The sequence below is a fragment of the Rhizobium cerradonense genome, from assembly GCF_030182455.1.
Taxonomy (GTDB): Bacteria; Pseudomonadota; Alphaproteobacteria; order Rhizobiales; family Rhizobiaceae; genus Rhizobium.
The window spans coordinates 62197-77521 of the sequence record NZ_JAQJCK010000021.1; the positions used below are offsets into that span (position 1 = coordinate 62197).

Consider the following 15325-nt stretch of genomic DNA (forward strand, 5'->3'; position numbering starts at 1 on the left):
TTCAGCTGGTTGGGAAAAGGCAGAACTTGGTGTCAAAGTCAGACTCTGCACTCGAATGATCAGAGACCTCCCAAGCGTGCAGAGCATCTGGCCCCGCATTAATGCGGGGCCAGAACTATCGCCTTTGTGGAACAACCCGTCTAGGTGTTGGCAAGTTGCAAAGTTGCCGGAAATGCTATTCGTACCTGCCGCATCCAACGAATGTCGCTACAGCGGCGCGTCAAGCATGAGACCGCAAGGTCTATCGGAGGTGTACGCAACTTTACCCAAATCCTGTCCCAAAAGATCTTATGTGACTTAAGAGTGCAGATAGCTTCCTGCTGCTGCGGCCCAGAGGGGGACGCATTCAAGGCCAATGAGCCAGTGGGAGACGATCCATGATGAATGACAGAATAAATTCCAGCCGGCGCCGCTTCCTTCATAATTTTGCGTTCGCTTCGGCCGCTATCGCGATAGGACCGGGCAGTTGGGTGGCCCGCCCGAGTTGGGCTAACGCGGCCGAGGGGCCGATTAAAGTCGGAATGGCCACTGATCTGACGGGATCGCTCGGGTTTCCCGGCAATACTGACGCCAATGTTGCTCGTATGGTCGTTAAGGAGATTAATGATGCTGGCGGTCTTCTCGGCCGTCCCATCGAGTTACATATTCAAGATACCGCCTCCAACGAATCCATTGCCGTTGGCAATGTTCGAAAGTTGGTTCAGCGCGACAAGGTCGATCTGGTGGTTGGAGGAATCTCCAGCGCCATGCGCAATGCCATCAAGGATACGATCATCTCTCGCGGGAAGACACTGTACATCTATCCGCAAGCCTATGAAGGCCAAGAGTGCACGCCGTATTTGTTCTGCACCGGACCGGTGCCGGCACAGAACTGCGATCAGTTCATTCCGTGGTTGATCAAGAATGGTGGCAAACGTTTCGCGTTGCCAGGCTCGAACTATGTGTGGCCACAGACGATCAACGCCTACGCGCGCAAGGTGATCGAAAGCAACGGCGGCGAGGTGGTTTTCGAAGAATACTATCCCGTCGACCAGATTGATTTTTCCTCCACCGTCAACCGCGTCATTTCGAACCGCGTCGATGTCGTGTTCAACACCGTCATTCCCCCGGGAGTTGGCCCGTTCTTCAAGCAGCTCTATGAAGCGGGTTTCTCAAAGAACGGCGGACGGCTGGGGTGCGTCTACTACGATGAGAACGCGCTTCCAATGAATCAGCCGCACGAGGTCGAAGGTCTTGCAAGTAGCCTTGATTATTACAAGGCTCTCACTGCGGAGGATTCGGTAAGTGCCAAGATCCAGGAAACCTATGAGAAAGAATTCCCTGGTCCATTTCGGTTCTCGGCCGGAAGCGCCGCTACGGGAACTTACCGAGGACTGAAGCTCTGGGAGGCTGCAGTGAAGGAGGCGGGCACTGTCGATCGCGATGCCGTGGCCGCTGCCCTTGATCACTCCAAGATCGCAGAAGGTCCTGGCGGACCGGCGGAGATGGTTCCGGGTAAGCACCATTGCAAGATGAATATGTACATCGGCGTGGCCAAAGGAGAGCACTTTGAGGTCGTCTCACGCAGCGCTGGCCTTGTTGATCCAAAGGAGTGCTGATTTCAACACCTCAGTTGAAAAAGCTGCAACAACTTTGATTCTCCGGGAATCGGAATCAACAAGGGGAGAACTTAAAGGAGAACGAGCCCGGCCAAAATTACTTTCGGGAACTTGGGTCCGCTGAAGGAAAGATTATGCGGTTTTCGCAGGCAAGGTACAACTTGCCTGCTTTTTTGATAGTTGGGCGTTGCTTGTCGGGAGTTTGAAGGCGCGGCCTAAAATAGAGTACGCGGCGTTAATAGGCCTTGGGCCAGCAAAAATTTCAAAGACGTAAAAGCAATGACGATCGTGTTCCGAACATGATGACTTAAGCGGTCGGCCGATCAAAAACCGCCGCGAAACCTACAATACGGATTCTTTCCGTAGCGGTTGCGAGAGTGTCATTAATTAATCGCGCCGCTCGAGAATCTCCAAGTCAAATGATCCTTGGCAGTTGACATCATAAGAACTGAATGCCCGTCGAAAACGAAACGTCCACGTGGTGCTCGGCTGCCGAAACGCAATGCAGGCACTGGCGGCAAGTGTGTGAGCGTCCGGTGAGCTGTTTTTGCTGATCGGGCAAATCAGGCGATGTTCTGGCATTAGAACCAGCATTAGTGCTGACATTAATACCAGAACAAAGAGGTTTCATGGCTCGCATGGAGATCATGTCCGGTACCGAGCGCAGACGGCGTTGGTCGGACGAGGCGAAGCTGAGGATACTTGCGGAAGCTGATGAGCTCGGTGCTCGCATTGGCGATGTGGCGCGCCGGCACGACATTCATCCGGGCCAGATCCGCTTGTGGCGGCAATCATTCAGCTATGGCGATCGGCCGACGGTGTTCCTCCCGGTGGAAATCACCGAGGAGGTTGGCGTAAGCCAGCCGTCTACCGCAGCAACGAGGCCGGCGATGGTCGAGATCTTGCTTCGAAACGGTCGGAGCTTGAAGGTTCCGGTTGACGTTGAGTTGAAGCTGCTTGGCCCGCTTGTCGCTTGCGTGGAGGCGACATGATCGGGCCATCGGGGAATGTGCGGATCTACCTGGCCTGCGGAGTGACGGATATGCGGCGTGGCATCGATGGCCTATCGGCGCTGGTCGAAACGGTCGTGAAGGAGGCGCCGGGCTCGGGCGCGATCTTCGGCTTCCGCGGAAAGCGCGCTGACCGGATCAAGCTTCTCTGGTGGGACGGCCAGGGGTTCTGCCTGTTCTACAAGATTTTGGAGCGCGGATACTTTCCCTGGCCGACGGCGAAGGAGGGCGTTGCGCACCTGACGCAGGCGCAGCTTTCGATGCTGGTTGAGGGGATAGATTGGCGCCGCCCGGCGTGGACGTCAGCTCCCGGCCGAACGGGATAAAAGCCATGTTTTGCAGAGACATCCGAGGCATAAAACTGGCGTGCCAGAGGCAAATCGGCTAGATATGCCGGTATGGAAACAGCGCCGCTGGACAGTCAGGACGAGCTCACTGCTTTGCGCGCACTCGTCGCGGAACAGGCGGCGAAACTTGAAAGCCAGGAAGCCGAGGTCATCAAACGCGACTCCATAATCGGGCTGTTGCGGGCACAATTGGAATTGCTCCGACATCGGCAGCATGGCGCTTCCTCGGAAAAGATCGACCGGAAGATCGAGCAATTCGAGCTGATGCTGGAGGAGATTGAGGCCTCCCGTGCTGAGGCTGAAATGCGCTCCGGGAAAATCCCCTTGCCGGAGTTGGACGACGCGCCGGACAAGCCGAAGCGCAAGCCCCTGCCCGATGGTTTGCCAGCCGAAGAACTGGTCTATGCGGCTCCTTGCAACTGCCCGACCTGCGGTGGCACTTCATTCCTGAAGGCGCCCGACAGGGTGGTTCAGGTGTTGGAGCACGTGCCGGCGTCAGTCAAGATTGTTCGGCATGTCGAGAAGCGCATGATCTGCAGGGAATGCGATACGACGGTGGCTGGTGAGATGCCGACCTTGCCGATCGAGCGCGGCAAACCCGGGCCGGGACTGCTCGCCCATATCATGATCGCCAAATTCGACGATCACATTCCCCTCTACCGTCTATCAGAGATGTACGACCGGTTGGGGATAGACATCTCCCGATCCGTAATGGCCGACTGGGTCGGCCGGGTATCTACATTGCTGACACCGCTTGTGCTGTTAATCAGGGCCCATATCGCAGCACTCGACCGAATACATACGGACGATACCCCGGTCGATGTCCTCGACCCCGGGCGGGGCAAGACAAAAACCGGCAGGGTCTGGGTCTACGTCTTTGACGGCAGTGGCTATCAATCCGTCATTCCCGCAGCCATCGCCTATTACTACAGCCCTGACCGCAAGGGCGCGCATCCGGCTGATCACCTGGCAAGCTTCAGCGGCGTCATGCATGCCGACGGCTATGGGGGCTACAAGAAACTCTACGGCAACCAGATCATTGAAGCCGCCTGCATGGCGCATGTGCGGCGCAAGTTCCATGATGTGGTCAAGCTGAAGCCATCTCCGATCGCTGAGGAAGCGCTGTCGCGTATCGGCGCTCTCTACGATATCGAGAACCGTATCCGAGGCATGTCGGCTGACGAGCGGCGCACCCTGCGCCAACACCATGCCCAGCCCGTTCTGGACGAGCTCAAGGTCTGGATCGAAACCACGCTCTCAACTTTGCCACAGAAGCAGAGGCTGGCCGAGGCGATGCGATATGCGCTGTCGCGATGGACAGCCTTGAGTGTCTACATCGACGATGGCCGTGTCGAAATCGACAACAACATCGCTGAACGAGCCATGCGTCCGCTTGGAATCGGAAGGAAGAACTGGCTGTTTGCCGGCTCGGACAAGGGCGGTGAGCGCATCGCCAACATCCTGACCATCATCGAAACGGTCAAATTGCACGGCCAAAATCCGGAGGTGTATCTGACAGATGTCCTCGCCCGGATCCAGGATCACCCCAAGGATCGACTTGAAGACCTGCTGCCCTGGAACTGGGTGCCGGCAAACGCTCGATGCGAGGCTGCCTGATGGCACGTTCGAGATTCATCTACACACTCAGCCAAGTCGCCAGCATGATCGGCGAGAACCTCGAGCTGATCGAGGAAGTGACGGCCAACTCCGACAACATCTCCGAGGGCGAACTGGTTTACGTTAGCGATGGCACTGAAGATGGCACGAAGGGTCTGACCGAGAATGGCATCGAAGAACTTCAAAGCCTACTCGCCGACATCAGAACGTGGGACGGCGGTATCCGCGAGTTCCTCATCGACACACAGTGCGATCCTGAAATAATCGACCGCATCATGGCCGATGAAATGAAACGCGGCCTATAGCTTCCATCTCTCGACACCAAAAAAATGCGTTCGCCGGACGCTCACGCAAGTGTGATCCTTGCGAGACCAACGAAACCGCCTCATCACGCGTGTTCAAGCCTCACCAGTTCCACAGAAGAACTGGGACCATTATCTCCGATGAAACATTCAGTCTCCAAAACAGCGGATCGCGCGTATTGAAGGTCGCCCGGCCGTAGGCGGCGACCACGCGGCGCATTCTTCCTGCAGTCCGCTCTTCTCTTTCTTCGAAAGACTTACGCAATTTTACCCAACTTCCGCTTCGAAAGACCGCATGTGACTGAAAAATGACGGATAGCTTCTTGCTGCTGCGGCCCGGAGGGGGGCGCATCTAAGGCAAACTAGCCAGTGGGAGAGCTATATATGATAAACGGTGGTATGAAGTTCAGCCGACGCCGCTTTCTTCATAATTTCGCGTTCGCTTCGGCCGCTATCGCGGTAGGTCCGGGCAGTTGGGTGATCCGCCCTGGCTGGGCCAACGCGGCCGAGGGGCCGATCAAGCTCGGCATTGCTACCGACCTCACTGGTGCGCTGGGTTTTGCCGGAAATACCGACGCCAATGTCGCTCGCATGGTCGTGAAGGAGATCAACGACGCTGGCGGCCTGCTGGGGCGCCCCATCGAGCTATACATCGAGGATACGGCTACAAACGAGTCCGTTGCCGTTGGCAACGTCCGCAAGCTGATCCAGCGCGACAAGGTCGACCTGGTGCTCGGTGGAATTTCCAGTTCAATGCGCAACGCCATCAAGGATACGATCGTATCCAGAGGCAAAACTCTCTACATCTACCCTGAGGGTTATGAGGGCAAGGAGTGCATGCCCAATCTGTTTTGCACCGGTCCCGTGCCTGCGCAAAACTGTGATCAGTTCATTCCCTGGCTGATCAAGAACGGTGGCAAGCGGTTCGCTTTGCCCGGCTCGAACTATGTCTGGCCGCAGACGATCAGCGCTTATGCGAGAAAGGTGATCGAAAGCAACGGGGGTGAGGTCGTATTCGAAGAGTACTACCCGATGGACCAGATCGATTTCTCCTCGACCGTCAATCGCATCATCTCCAACCGCGTGGACGTCGTCTTCAACACAATTGTACCACCTGGTGTCAGCCCGTTCTTCAAACAGCTTTATGAAGCCGGCTTCTCCAAAAATGGCGGGCGTATAGGCTGCACGTATTTCGATGAGAACTTTCTGGAGATGAACCAGGCGCACGAGATCGACGGTCTTGCGAGCAGCCTGGACTACTACCGAGCCTTGATGGACGAGGACCCAGTAAGCGCTAAGATCCAGGGAGAATACGAAAAACAGTTCCCGAGCCAGTTTCGCTTCTCAGCCGGTAGCGCTGCCACTGGCACGTATCGCGGACTAAAGCTGTGGGAAGCAGCCGTGAAGGAGGCTGGCACGGTTGATCGCGATGCTGTGGCCGCAGCGCTGGATCATGCCAAAATTGCCGAAGGCCCCGGCGGCCCGGCTGAAATGGTGCCGGGCAAGCATCATTGCAAAATGAATATGTACATTGGCGTGGCCAAAGGGGGCAAATACGAGATCGTCGCACGCAGCGCGGGTCTTGTCGACCCGAAGGAGTGCTGAATGCCCGGTGGGTCCTCCGACAAAGCTGCGGCCACGTTGGGCTCGCAGGTGGTAAAGCTTCCATCGAGGCGGACGGAAACTCCACATAAATCAACCGAGCGCCGGAGGGTTCTTCCGGCGCTCGAGGTCTCGCTGCTCATAGTCGCGATGCTTGTGCCGTTCGTGCTTCAAGACTATGCGACCATTTTCGCAACTCGCGTTCTGATCCTGTGCCTATTCGCGTTATCGTTTGACTTGGTGTGGGGATACGCCGGGATCCTTAGCTTAGGTCAGTCGCTTTTTTTCGGGATGGCGGGCTACGGCGTCGCTCTTCTTTCGCGGGACTTCAACATTGCTTCGATTTTCGTTGTGCTACCCGTCGGTGCCCTGATCGGTTTCGTCGTGGCCCTGTTAATTGCCGGCTTCCTCCTGCTGGGCCGTCATCCTTCGAGCATCGTTTTTGTTTCTCTCGGGACGATGACCGGTGCTTACGCCGCTGACCGACTTGCGGGGGGGGCATCGTATCTCGGCGGTCAGAATGGGATTCCGTCTATTCAGCTTATGACCATAGGATCATATGAGCTGAACGAGGGTTCGACGTTCTACTATCTGGCTCTCGGAATTCTGATTATCGTCTATCTGCTGTCTCGTTATCTTCTTCGCTCGCAGTTTGGTCTTGCTCTGGCGGGGTTGCGGGAGAACGAATACAGAATTGGCTTCTTTGGCTATAAAGCTCAGCACTTGAAAGCAGTGATCTTCTCGATCAGCGGCGCGATTGCGGGCATGGCCGGTAGCCTTTACGCGTTTCACGAAGGCTTCGTCGGAACCAACGTTCTAGGCGTAGTAATGTCGACGCAGGTTGTGCTTTATGTACTTTTCGGAGGCTCCGGTACACTTGTCGGTGCAATCGTTGGGACAGTAGTCATCGAAGCCCTGAGCTTCTGGCTTTCCAATTCCTTTCAGGATTTTTGGCCAATCATCCTTGGCGTGCTGTTGCTGCTTGTCATCATGTTTCGCCCCGCGGGCCTTGTCAGTTTGCTCCTAAGCGAGCGCGAACGGGTAGGGACATTTGGTCGCCCGGGGAAGCGAGGAAAAAATGACGCTGCTTGAAGTAACTGGCATTAACAAGACGTTCGGGAAGCTTACTGCGCTCAATGATGCAGCGTTCACTGTACAAGAGAACGAGTTTCACGGCCTTATTGGTCCAAACGGCTCCGGCAAGAGTACCCTCATGAAGTGCGTGGCTGGCGCGGAAAGTCCGACCAGGGGCAGAGTGGTATTCGCAGGTGTCGATATTACCCGTTTTTCACCTGCCGAGCGCGCCCGCGAGGGAATGAGCCTCAAGTTCCAGATCACGAATGTCCTGCCGGCGCTGACGCTTTACGACAATGTCTTACTTGCGCTGCAAGCCAAGCTTTCGCTGGTGAGTTTAGTGTTCTCTCGCAGCCGACGCGCATTGCATGACCGCGTCATGAATACTCTGGAACAGTTTCGTCTGGCAGATCGTGCGTACCTTCCTGCAGCGGCTCTCTCTCATGGCCAGCAGCAGTGGCTCGAAATTGCCATGGCGCTGGCAGGCGAGCCGAAGCTCTTGCTCCTCGACGAACCTACCGGTGGCATGAGTTATGAGGAGCGACGCGTCACGGGTGAGTTGCTGCGGCCGATAAAGGCTAAGTGCTCCTTGATCATCGTGGAGCATGATCTCGATTTCATTCGGGACATTTGCGATCGGCTCACCGTGCTCGATCAGGGCACTGTCATATGCTCCGGCACTGTGCCCGAGATTCAGGAAAACTCCAGGGTCAAGGAGGTTTATCTCCGCCGTGCTTAACAACAAATTACTTGACGTGAAGGATCTCAGCGCGGGCTATGGACGTAGCCAGGTGTTGTTCGGTGTCAACATGCATGTGCCACAGCAAGGCGGCGTGGCCGTGCTGGGGCGTAACGGTGCCGGCAAGACAACGCTCCTAAAAGCCATCGTCGGAGAACTTGCTTTGGGCGGCGGCTCCATCAACCTGGACGACGGCGATATTGGCAGTTTGCCTACCGAACAGAGGATAAGGCGAGGTATCGGCTATGTGCCGCAGGAACATTCGGTGTTTGCGCGCCTTTCGGTGCGCGAAAACCTTGCTATCGGTATGATTGCCTCGCGTGAACGGGATGCCCTCGATCGCGTTCTTACGATCTTTCCCAAACTTGGCCAACGCTTTGGTCAGGCTGCTGGAACGCTCTCAGGCGGTGAGCGTAAAATGCTAGCGATAGCACGTGCGATGCTTCCAAAGCCCCGGCTGCTCTTGCTTGATGAGCCGACAGAGGGTGTGTGGATTGGGGTTGTCGAGGAGATAACCGAGCGGCTCATTGATCTGGCGAAGGATATCGCCGTGGTCGTTGTCGAGCAACATCTGGACCTTGCGTTGAGAGTGGCGAGCCAGGCCTATGTGCTCGATCGTGGAGGGGTCGCGCTGGCCGGACCTTCTTCGGAAGTGCGCGATGATCCACGACTCTTGAAATATCTCGCACCCTAGCGCGTAGCAGCCGTCGCTCGCGAATTATCAATTTTGAACAACTCAGGAGAGCCAGGCGATGTCTGAAGCCATCAAGCAAGTCGTTAATTTGGCCGAAGTTACGGATGTGCATGAACATCACATACCTCAGATCACACTGAGACGTGACGTTAACCTGTTGAAGCTATTTCAACAGAGCTATGCCGCTTGGACCAGCAACGTACTGCCATCGGAGCCCAAGGCTACCCACGATGTACTATCGGCCCCGACCATGGCGACCACCTGGGAAGCCCTGGCTCCGTTTCTGGAAAACAGCAGTTCAAACGCCTTCGTTACAAATCTCGTTCGCGGAATAAGCGACCTGCACGGCTTCAGCGAGGTTGGGATCACGCGCGGAAATTGGGAGGCCGTTGATGCGTCCGTCCGATCGCGTCACAACGAAGAGACGTGGCCGAAAGAGGTGCTGAAACGCGCCGGAATCAGTAGAGTCATAACTGACTCGTACCTTGATCCGATATTCGAGCCGCGCGCGGTTTTCGGAGAAAACTACGACGCCGTGCTCCGAATCAACGCTTTTGCCTTCGGCTGGCATGCTGAATCACGAGACCACAACGGGAATTCGGGTCACGCGCTGCTAAAGCGGCTCGGCATGGAGCCGAAGACCTTTGACGATTATTGCGGCGCCATCCGCGAACTTGTCAAAGGCTGCCGCGGTCGCAATCAAGTGGCTCTCAAGAACGCCCTCGCGTATGACCGAGATCTGAATTTTGACGAGCCGAATGAGAGCCTGGCTCGGGAAGCATGGGGACAGGCTTTTCCATCCAATGCGGCTCGCAAAGCATTCGGGGACTACGTTGTAGACCTGTTTTGCAGGCTTGCAGCCGAGTTCGACCTCCCGGTTCAAACTCATCTCGGAACCGCCATCTTGAGAGGTTCACACCCGCTTCGTATCGCCGGGCTGATCGAGCGTCATCCCAAGACGCGCTTCTTGCTCATGCATCTTGCATATCCATGGAGCCGTGACCTCCTCGGAATGGCGTTTGTTTATAGGAATGTCTGGCTGGATTTGTGCTGGTCCTTCTTATTGAGCCCCTCCCATTTCAAACTCGCCTTGCATGAAGCTATCGAAGTGTTGCCAGACAACTCGCGGATGATGATCGGTGGCGATTGTCAGCATGTCGAAGAGTCTTACGCCGCAATAACGTTTGCGCGTCAGCTCATCGGTGACGTTTTGCAGGAAAAGGCGGCGAGCCGGTACTTCCGATCGGGAAACGCCGAGCGTTTGGCAGTACAAATACTCGGCGAAAATGCAAAGCGGTTCTTCGGACTGACTTGATTGATGTGATGCATGCTGTTGCGAAGCCGGCAGCGTATCTCAGTCGAAGAACGGCATTCGATGGATAGGCGTGACTTATTGATAGGGTCTTGAGTGCTGCAAGTCCTATTGCGCCATCTCGCACCCGCCCATCGTCTCGACAATCATACCAGGGCATCTCACACGTTTCGAAATTACCGGGAAAGTAACATGGACACATTGATTGTCGCACTCTTTGAAATTCTAAGCTTCGGCGCCATCGTGGTTCTGGTCGTGCTCGGCCTCGGGATCATCGCCAGCATGATGGGCGTGTTCAATTTTGCACAAGGAGAGTTTGTCCTTCTCGGTGCCTATGTGACCTATCTGGCATATAGCATGGGCCTTCCAGTCACACTGGGCATGGTAGCCGCCCCGTTCGTGGTCGGCGCTTTGGGGTTTGTCCTGGAGAAATTGGTGGTCCGCAGGTTCTACGCTGCTCCGATCGTCGCGATGCTTGGCACGTATGCTCTTGGGTTGATTATCCGCGAAGTGGTGCGAGGACTAATTGGCGGCCTCTATCTATCAGTCCCTGAGCCGATTGGAGGCTCCTTCACCATTGGGCCGCTGCATTTTGCAGTCTGGCGCTGCGTTATTGTCATTCTAACACTGGTAGTCATGGCCGGCAGTTACGCACTATTAGCTTACACATCGTTTGGGCTACGCATCAGAGCTTCTCTCGAAAACCCGTCGCTGGCCCGGGCGTCCGGAATATCTAGCGGTGCGATATACAGCATAACCTTCGCCTTTGGAGCTGCCTTGGCTGGTCTCGCTGGTGCGTTGATTGTACCGGTTTTTTCACTCTTCGCCGACCTCGGTATTCGATTCCTGATCCAGGGGTTCGTTGCCGTCATGGTTGGCGGCGTCGGGTCATTTGCAGGTCCCGTTGCTGGTGCCGGCGTGATTGGTACTCTCAGTGCCGCACTGCCCTGGGTGATGACACCCGTGATTGCCGACGTCCTTGTGTTCGTCCTGGCCATTATCTTCGTCAAATTCCGCCCGCGGGGCCTGATTTCGGGGCGGGGCGTTTGAGTTTTTCAAGAGTGGGCAACACGAGAACGCCTCTCATCGCTTGGCTGGAAATATTGCGACGCATATATGGACGCGCAATGCGGGCCGGTGATGCAAGATGGCCGGGATCGGGCACCCTTCGGCAGTCTGTCTACACAGCCTGCAGCCCTTGCGCAATTTTACCCAAGTCGCTCGAAGTTTGGCCATCTTGAAGAAAAAGTGGCGGGTAGATTCTTACCGAGTTGGCCTCGGAGGAGGGCAGCACTGAGATGTAAGTGGTGCTTCCCGCGTGCGGTTGGGCAACCGCGACAAGAGGCAATGCCTCACGGTCAGATGCGGCAGAAGGCTTTACCATTTGGGGGCGCACGCTGATCGTGATCTCGTTGACTTAGTATGCTGCTTCTAAGGGACGCGCTTTAGGCCAAGTCGTAGATTTTGGGGAGAAGGTCGAATGCGGTACGTATTCAATACAAGGTTCCATTGGACCATTAGCAGGAAGATTCCAGCGCTGATGGTCGGCATTGCCGTCTTGTCTTGTAGCGTGGTCGCGACATTTGCCGGTGTCACCTCATTCTCCGCGGCAAGAGATCTCATTGGCAAGCATCTCGAATACATAGCCAGCACGAAACGCGACGCAGTCGCGTCAAAGCTGAGCAATATGAGTCTTGAGATCGAAGCTCTGGCCGCCAATCCCGGGCTGGTCCAACTCTTTGACGACACCAACAACGGCCTGAGAATGCTACCAGCTGAAATTGTGTCCGGCCTCTCTAAAAGAAAGGAGGCGGACCAGAGCATTTCCGATGGCGCGCCGGACAAGGCAAAATACTTTCTGACCAATTATGCAAAGCTTGATCAGTGGCTAAGGCAGTTCAGTAATGAACACGGATATGATGGCATCTTCCTCGTCAACAATAACGGGGACCTCATCTATAGCTTGGGACCGGAGCCCTTAGGACCGCTGAGTGCGGACGCTGCAATCAGGCGCCTCATCGGGTCATCCCAGGGCGCCACGGCGACAAGTTTCACTGCACCTACGGCGAGCAAGGCCGGGCAGGCGTTTTTCACTGTGGGAGTTGCAGGTGCTTTCAGCCCCAACGAGCGAAGTGGAACGTTGATCGTCGCCGTGAGTACCAGCGTGCTCGACGCCATAACGCACGATGCAGCGGGCTTTAGCGCTCGCGGTCAAGCGGTCGTCGTGGGTGCTGACGGCGCCTTGCGTTCGACGTCAAGGTTCGCGGAGTCGCGTGACGCCATCACGAAAATTGATGCGCACTTGCTTCCGGAGGGCGTTTCTTCAGGCACTTTTGATGGCGTTCAAGTACTTTCTGCCTCTGAATCGTTGAAGTGGGCAGGCCAGAAGCTGACTGTGGTGGCTGTGGAGCCGACGGCAGAGGTCTTTGCGCCAGCGGTTCTCATGATCTCCAAGATTTTAGGAATAACCGGGATCACGGCGCTTGTGACGCTCATTGTGTCAATCATTGCTTCTCGATCCATTTTGCAAATTCCGAGGCAATCCGCCCCCTGATTCCGAAATGATGTCGCCCCCCAATTCCGAGAAATAGTCGCCCCCTTGTTCCGAGATGATGCCGCCCCCTTGGAGGCGTCTGGCAAGGGTGGGTCTGCAGGTGTGAAGTTTCTTCCTTCGACGTTGACGAGGAAGGAACGGGATGCCAGCGGAGAGATTGGAGATGCGGCGTGTCCGCGAGATACTGAGATATCGTTTTGAGCAAGGACTTGGGCACAAGTCGATTGCGGTGCGGGTTGGAACTGCGCCCTCGACGGTGCGCGAGACGCACGAAGATTGGGCACCGTCGCGCTCCTGAGCCGGAGTGGGCACAGGTCCATCGCGAGCTGAAGCGCAAGCATATGACGCTGCAGATCCTCTGGGACGAATACATCAGCCGTCATCCGGATGGTTATCGCTATAGTCGCTACTGCGACCTCTACCGGGGCTGGGCTCTGAAGCTGCCGGTGACGATGCGGCAGGATCATATGGCCGGCGACAAGCTGTTCGTCGATTATGCCGGCGACACGGTCACGGTGATTGTCGATCGGTTGTCCGGCAAGACCCGACAAGCCCATCTGTTCGTGGCGGTTCTGGGCGCGTCGAGCCTTTCATATGCACATGCCCGGTGGAGCGAGACGCTTCCCGACTGGATCGAATGCCATATCCAGGCGCTGGAGTTCTTCGGCGGTGCGCCAGCCTTGCTGGTTCCCGACAATGCCAAGGTGGCGATCATCAAGGCGTGCCACTTCGATCCCCAAGTCAATCGGACCTATTGTGCGATGGCAACCCACTATGGCAGCGCCGTCCTGCCGACGCGGCCACGCCGTCCTCGCGACAAGGCGAAAGTAGAGGCTGCGGTTCGTATCGTCGAGCGCTGGCTGCTGGGCCGCCTTCGCCACCGCACCTTCCACAGCCTGGCCGAGGTCAATGCGGCGATTGCCGACTTGCTATATGATTTGAACGACAGGCGTGTCCTGCGCCGGGTTGGCGTCATGCGCCGCCAATTGTTCGAAGAGCTCGACCGGCCCGCTTTAAGGCCATTGCCTGTGGAACGCTATGTCTTTGCGGAATGGCGTATCCGGCGTGCCGGGCTGGATTACCACGTCGAGATCGAGCGGCACTATTACTCCGTTCCCTATCGCTTCGCTCGCGAGCAGGTCGAGGCGCGCATCACCGCCAATACGATCGAGATCTTCCACAAAGGCGAGCGAATAGCCGCCCATCGCCGCTCCAGCGGCAATGGCAAACACACGACGATTCCCGATCACATGCCCTCAGCCCATCGCCGCTTTGCCGACTGGACGATCGAACGCATTCAACGCGAGGCCTCTTCCATCGGGCCGGAGGTGGCGTTGCTGTGCGAGAAGATCCTCGCCGACAGGCCGCACCCGGAGCAGGGCTTTCGAGCCTGCATGGGAATTATCCGCCTGAACAAAAGCTTTGGCCGCGACAGAGTGAACGCTGCTTGCAGCCGTGCACTGGAGATCGGGGCCCGGACCTACGGTTCGGTGCGCTCCATCCTCGACAATCATCTTGATCGAACGGCTTCCACCAATGGACCGGCTTCGCATGAACCGATCCATCACGAAAACATCCGCGGACCTCGCTATTACCACTAAGGAGAACGAAGAATGCTTGCGCATCCAACACTCGATAAACTCAATTCCATGGGCCTGGCCGGCATGGCAAAGGCCTTCGGGGAGCTCGTCACCAACGGCGAAGCCGAACATCTCTCGCACGCCGAGTGGCTAGGACTGCTGCTCGAACGGGAGTGGAGTTCCCGCTACGATCGTAAGCTTGCCGCACGCCTCAGGTTTGCCAAGCTTCGCCACCAGGCCACCCCGGAAGATGTCGACTATCGCAGCGAGCGCGGCCTTGATCGCGCGCTCTTCATGAAGCTGCTCGGCGGCGACTGGATCAACGCTCATGACAATCTGGCCATTTGCGGACCCTCGGGTGTCGGAAAAAGCTGGTTAGCCTGCGCTCTCGGCCACAAGGCTTGCCGAGACGATCGCTCCGTTCTCTATCAGCGTGTCCCAAGGCTATTTGCCCAGCTTGCGCTCGCTCGGGGCGATGGCAGGTATGCCCGGCTGCAGCGGACTTTGGGCCATGTTCAAGTCCTGATCCTAGATGACTGGGGCCTCGAACCGCTCAACGAACAAGCCCGGCACGACCTCCTCGAAATCCTCGAAGATCGCTACGGCCGCCGATCAACCATCATCACCAGCCAACTTCCCGTATCGGCATGGCATGGCGTCATAGGAGACCCGACTTACGCCGATGCCATACTGGATCGCCTCGTTCACAACGCTCATCGCATCGAATTGAGCGGCGATAGCCTACGCCGAAACCTGCCCCGAAAAGCTTGACACCCTGCCTAAATGAACTGACAACAATCATCGCCTGCAGACCCCACTAAAAAGGGGCGAGATCATCCCGGAATCAAGGGGCGCAATCATCTCGGAACAAAGGGGCGGCTTCATCGGAATCGGCA

The 15325-nt window shown here is 56.6% G+C and carries 13 protein-coding genes and 1 pseudogene; all 14 read left to right on the forward strand.

Annotated elements, in window-relative coordinates; translation table 11 throughout:
* Positions 1–380: 380 nt before the first annotated feature.
* The 14 genes and pseudogenes from PH547_RS29175 (at position 381) to istB (ending at position 15200) form a co-directional block, all read left to right on the forward strand.
* Positions 381–1598: a substrate-binding protein gene (locus tag PH547_RS29175; RefSeq protein ID WP_285170159.1), complete on the forward strand. Its 1218-nt coding sequence runs from the start codon at positions 381–383 to the stop codon at positions 1596–1598.
* 629 nt (positions 1599–2227) lie between these two features.
* Positions 2228–2590 carry an IS66-like element accessory protein TnpA gene (gene tnpA, locus PH547_RS29180; protein ID WP_285170147.1) on the forward strand — a complete coding sequence of 121 codons (363 nt, stop codon included), beginning with the start codon at positions 2228–2230 and terminating at the stop codon, positions 2588–2590.
* The gene (gene tnpB / locus PH547_RS29185; protein WP_285170148.1) at positions 2587–2934 is read left to right on the forward strand and encodes an IS66 family insertion sequence element accessory protein TnpB; all 348 of its coding nucleotides are present in this window, start codon (positions 2587–2589) and stop codon (positions 2932–2934) included. Before tnpA ends, tnpB begins: the two co-directional genes overlap by 4 nt.
* A 72-nt stretch (positions 2935–3006) precedes the next feature.
* The gene (gene tnpC / locus PH547_RS29190; RefSeq protein WP_285170149.1) at positions 3007–4572 is read left to right on the forward strand and encodes an IS66 family transposase; all 1566 of its coding nucleotides are present in this window, start codon (positions 3007–3009) and stop codon (positions 4570–4572) included.
* On the forward strand, positions 4572–4877 hold the full coding sequence (locus tag PH547_RS33870) for a hypothetical protein (RefSeq protein WP_350223753.1): 306 nt from the start codon (positions 4572–4574) through the stop codon (positions 4875–4877). Before tnpC ends, PH547_RS33870 begins: the two co-directional genes overlap by 1 nt.
* A 381-nt stretch (positions 4878–5258) precedes the next feature.
* Positions 5259–6479, forward strand: coding sequence for a substrate-binding protein (locus tag PH547_RS29200; protein ID WP_285170150.1), 1221 nt, complete (start codon positions 5259–5261; stop codon positions 6477–6479).
* Positions 6480–6626: 147 nt separating this feature from the next.
* Complete coding sequence (locus PH547_RS29205) at positions 6627–7568, forward strand: branched-chain amino acid ABC transporter permease (protein WP_483315592.1); 942 nt, start codon at positions 6627–6629, stop codon at positions 7566–7568.
* Complete coding sequence (locus tag PH547_RS29210) at positions 7555–8289, forward strand: ABC transporter ATP-binding protein (protein WP_285170152.1); 735 nt, start codon at positions 7555–7557, stop codon at positions 8287–8289. Before PH547_RS29205 ends, PH547_RS29210 begins: the two co-directional genes overlap by 14 nt.
* Positions 8282–8983 (forward strand): ABC transporter ATP-binding protein, encoded by a 702-nt coding sequence (locus tag PH547_RS29215; RefSeq protein ID WP_285170153.1) that lies wholly within the window; start codon positions 8282–8284, stop codon positions 8981–8983. The genes PH547_RS29210 and PH547_RS29215 overlap by 8 nt, the downstream gene beginning before the upstream one ends.
* Before the next feature lie 58 nt (positions 8984–9041).
* Positions 9042–10298, forward strand: coding sequence for an amidohydrolase family protein (locus PH547_RS29220; RefSeq protein ID WP_285170154.1), 1257 nt, complete (start codon positions 9042–9044; stop codon positions 10296–10298).
* Between the two features lie 189 nt (positions 10299–10487).
* Positions 10488–11345, forward strand: a complete 858-nt coding sequence (locus PH547_RS29225; protein ID WP_049731411.1) for a branched-chain amino acid ABC transporter permease — start codon at positions 10488–10490, stop codon at positions 11343–11345.
* A 430-nt stretch (positions 11346–11775) separates the two neighbouring features.
* Positions 11776–12849 carry a hypothetical protein gene (locus tag PH547_RS29230; RefSeq protein WP_285170155.1) on the forward strand — a complete coding sequence of 358 codons (1074 nt, stop codon included), beginning with the start codon at positions 11776–11778 and terminating at the stop codon, positions 12847–12849.
* Between the two features lie 163 nt (positions 12850–13012).
* Positions 13013–14450, forward strand: a pseudogene (istA, locus tag PH547_RS29235) (IS21 family transposase).
* Between the two features lie 12 nt (positions 14451–14462).
* Positions 14463–15200, forward strand: a complete 738-nt coding sequence (gene istB / locus PH547_RS29240) for an IS21-like element helper ATPase IstB (protein ID WP_104825865.1) — start codon at positions 14463–14465, stop codon at positions 15198–15200.
* The last annotated feature ends 125 nt before the right edge of the window (positions 15201–15325 follow it).

What these genes read in the sequence shown, in the direction of transcription:
- PH547_RS29200 (WP_285170150.1), top strand. Translation starts at nt 5,259, where the DNA reads ATGATAAACGGTGGTATGAAGTTCAGCCGACGCCGCTTTCTTCATAAT.
- tnpA (WP_285170147.1), top strand. Translation starts at nt 2,228, where the DNA reads ATGGCTCGCATGGAGATCATGTCCGGTACCGAGCGCAGACGGCGTTGG.
- PH547_RS29205 (WP_483315592.1), top strand. Translation starts at nt 6,627, where the DNA reads ATGCTTGTGCCGTTCGTGCTTCAAGACTATGCGACCATTTTCGCAACT.
- PH547_RS29220 (WP_285170154.1), top strand. Translation starts at nt 9,042, where the DNA reads ATGTCTGAAGCCATCAAGCAAGTCGTTAATTTGGCCGAAGTTACGGAT.
- PH547_RS33870 (WP_350223753.1), top strand. Translation starts at nt 4,572, where the DNA reads ATGGCACGTTCGAGATTCATCTACACACTCAGCCAAGTCGCCAGCATG.
- tnpC (WP_285170149.1), top strand. Translation starts at nt 3,007, where the DNA reads ATGGAAACAGCGCCGCTGGACAGTCAGGACGAGCTCACTGCTTTGCGC.
- PH547_RS29230 (WP_285170155.1), top strand. Translation starts at nt 11,776, where the DNA reads ATGCGGTACGTATTCAATACAAGGTTCCATTGGACCATTAGCAGGAAG.
- PH547_RS29225 (WP_049731411.1), top strand. Translation starts at nt 10,488, where the DNA reads ATGGACACATTGATTGTCGCACTCTTTGAAATTCTAAGCTTCGGCGCC.
- istB (WP_104825865.1), top strand. Translation starts at nt 14,463, where the DNA reads ATGCTTGCGCATCCAACACTCGATAAACTCAATTCCATGGGCCTGGCC.
- tnpB (WP_285170148.1), top strand. Translation starts at nt 2,587, where the DNA reads ATGATCGGGCCATCGGGGAATGTGCGGATCTACCTGGCCTGCGGAGTG.
- PH547_RS29175 (WP_285170159.1), top strand. Translation starts at nt 381, where the DNA reads ATGAATGACAGAATAAATTCCAGCCGGCGCCGCTTCCTTCATAATTTT.
- PH547_RS29210 (WP_285170152.1), top strand. Translation starts at nt 7,555, where the DNA reads ATGACGCTGCTTGAAGTAACTGGCATTAACAAGACGTTCGGGAAGCTT.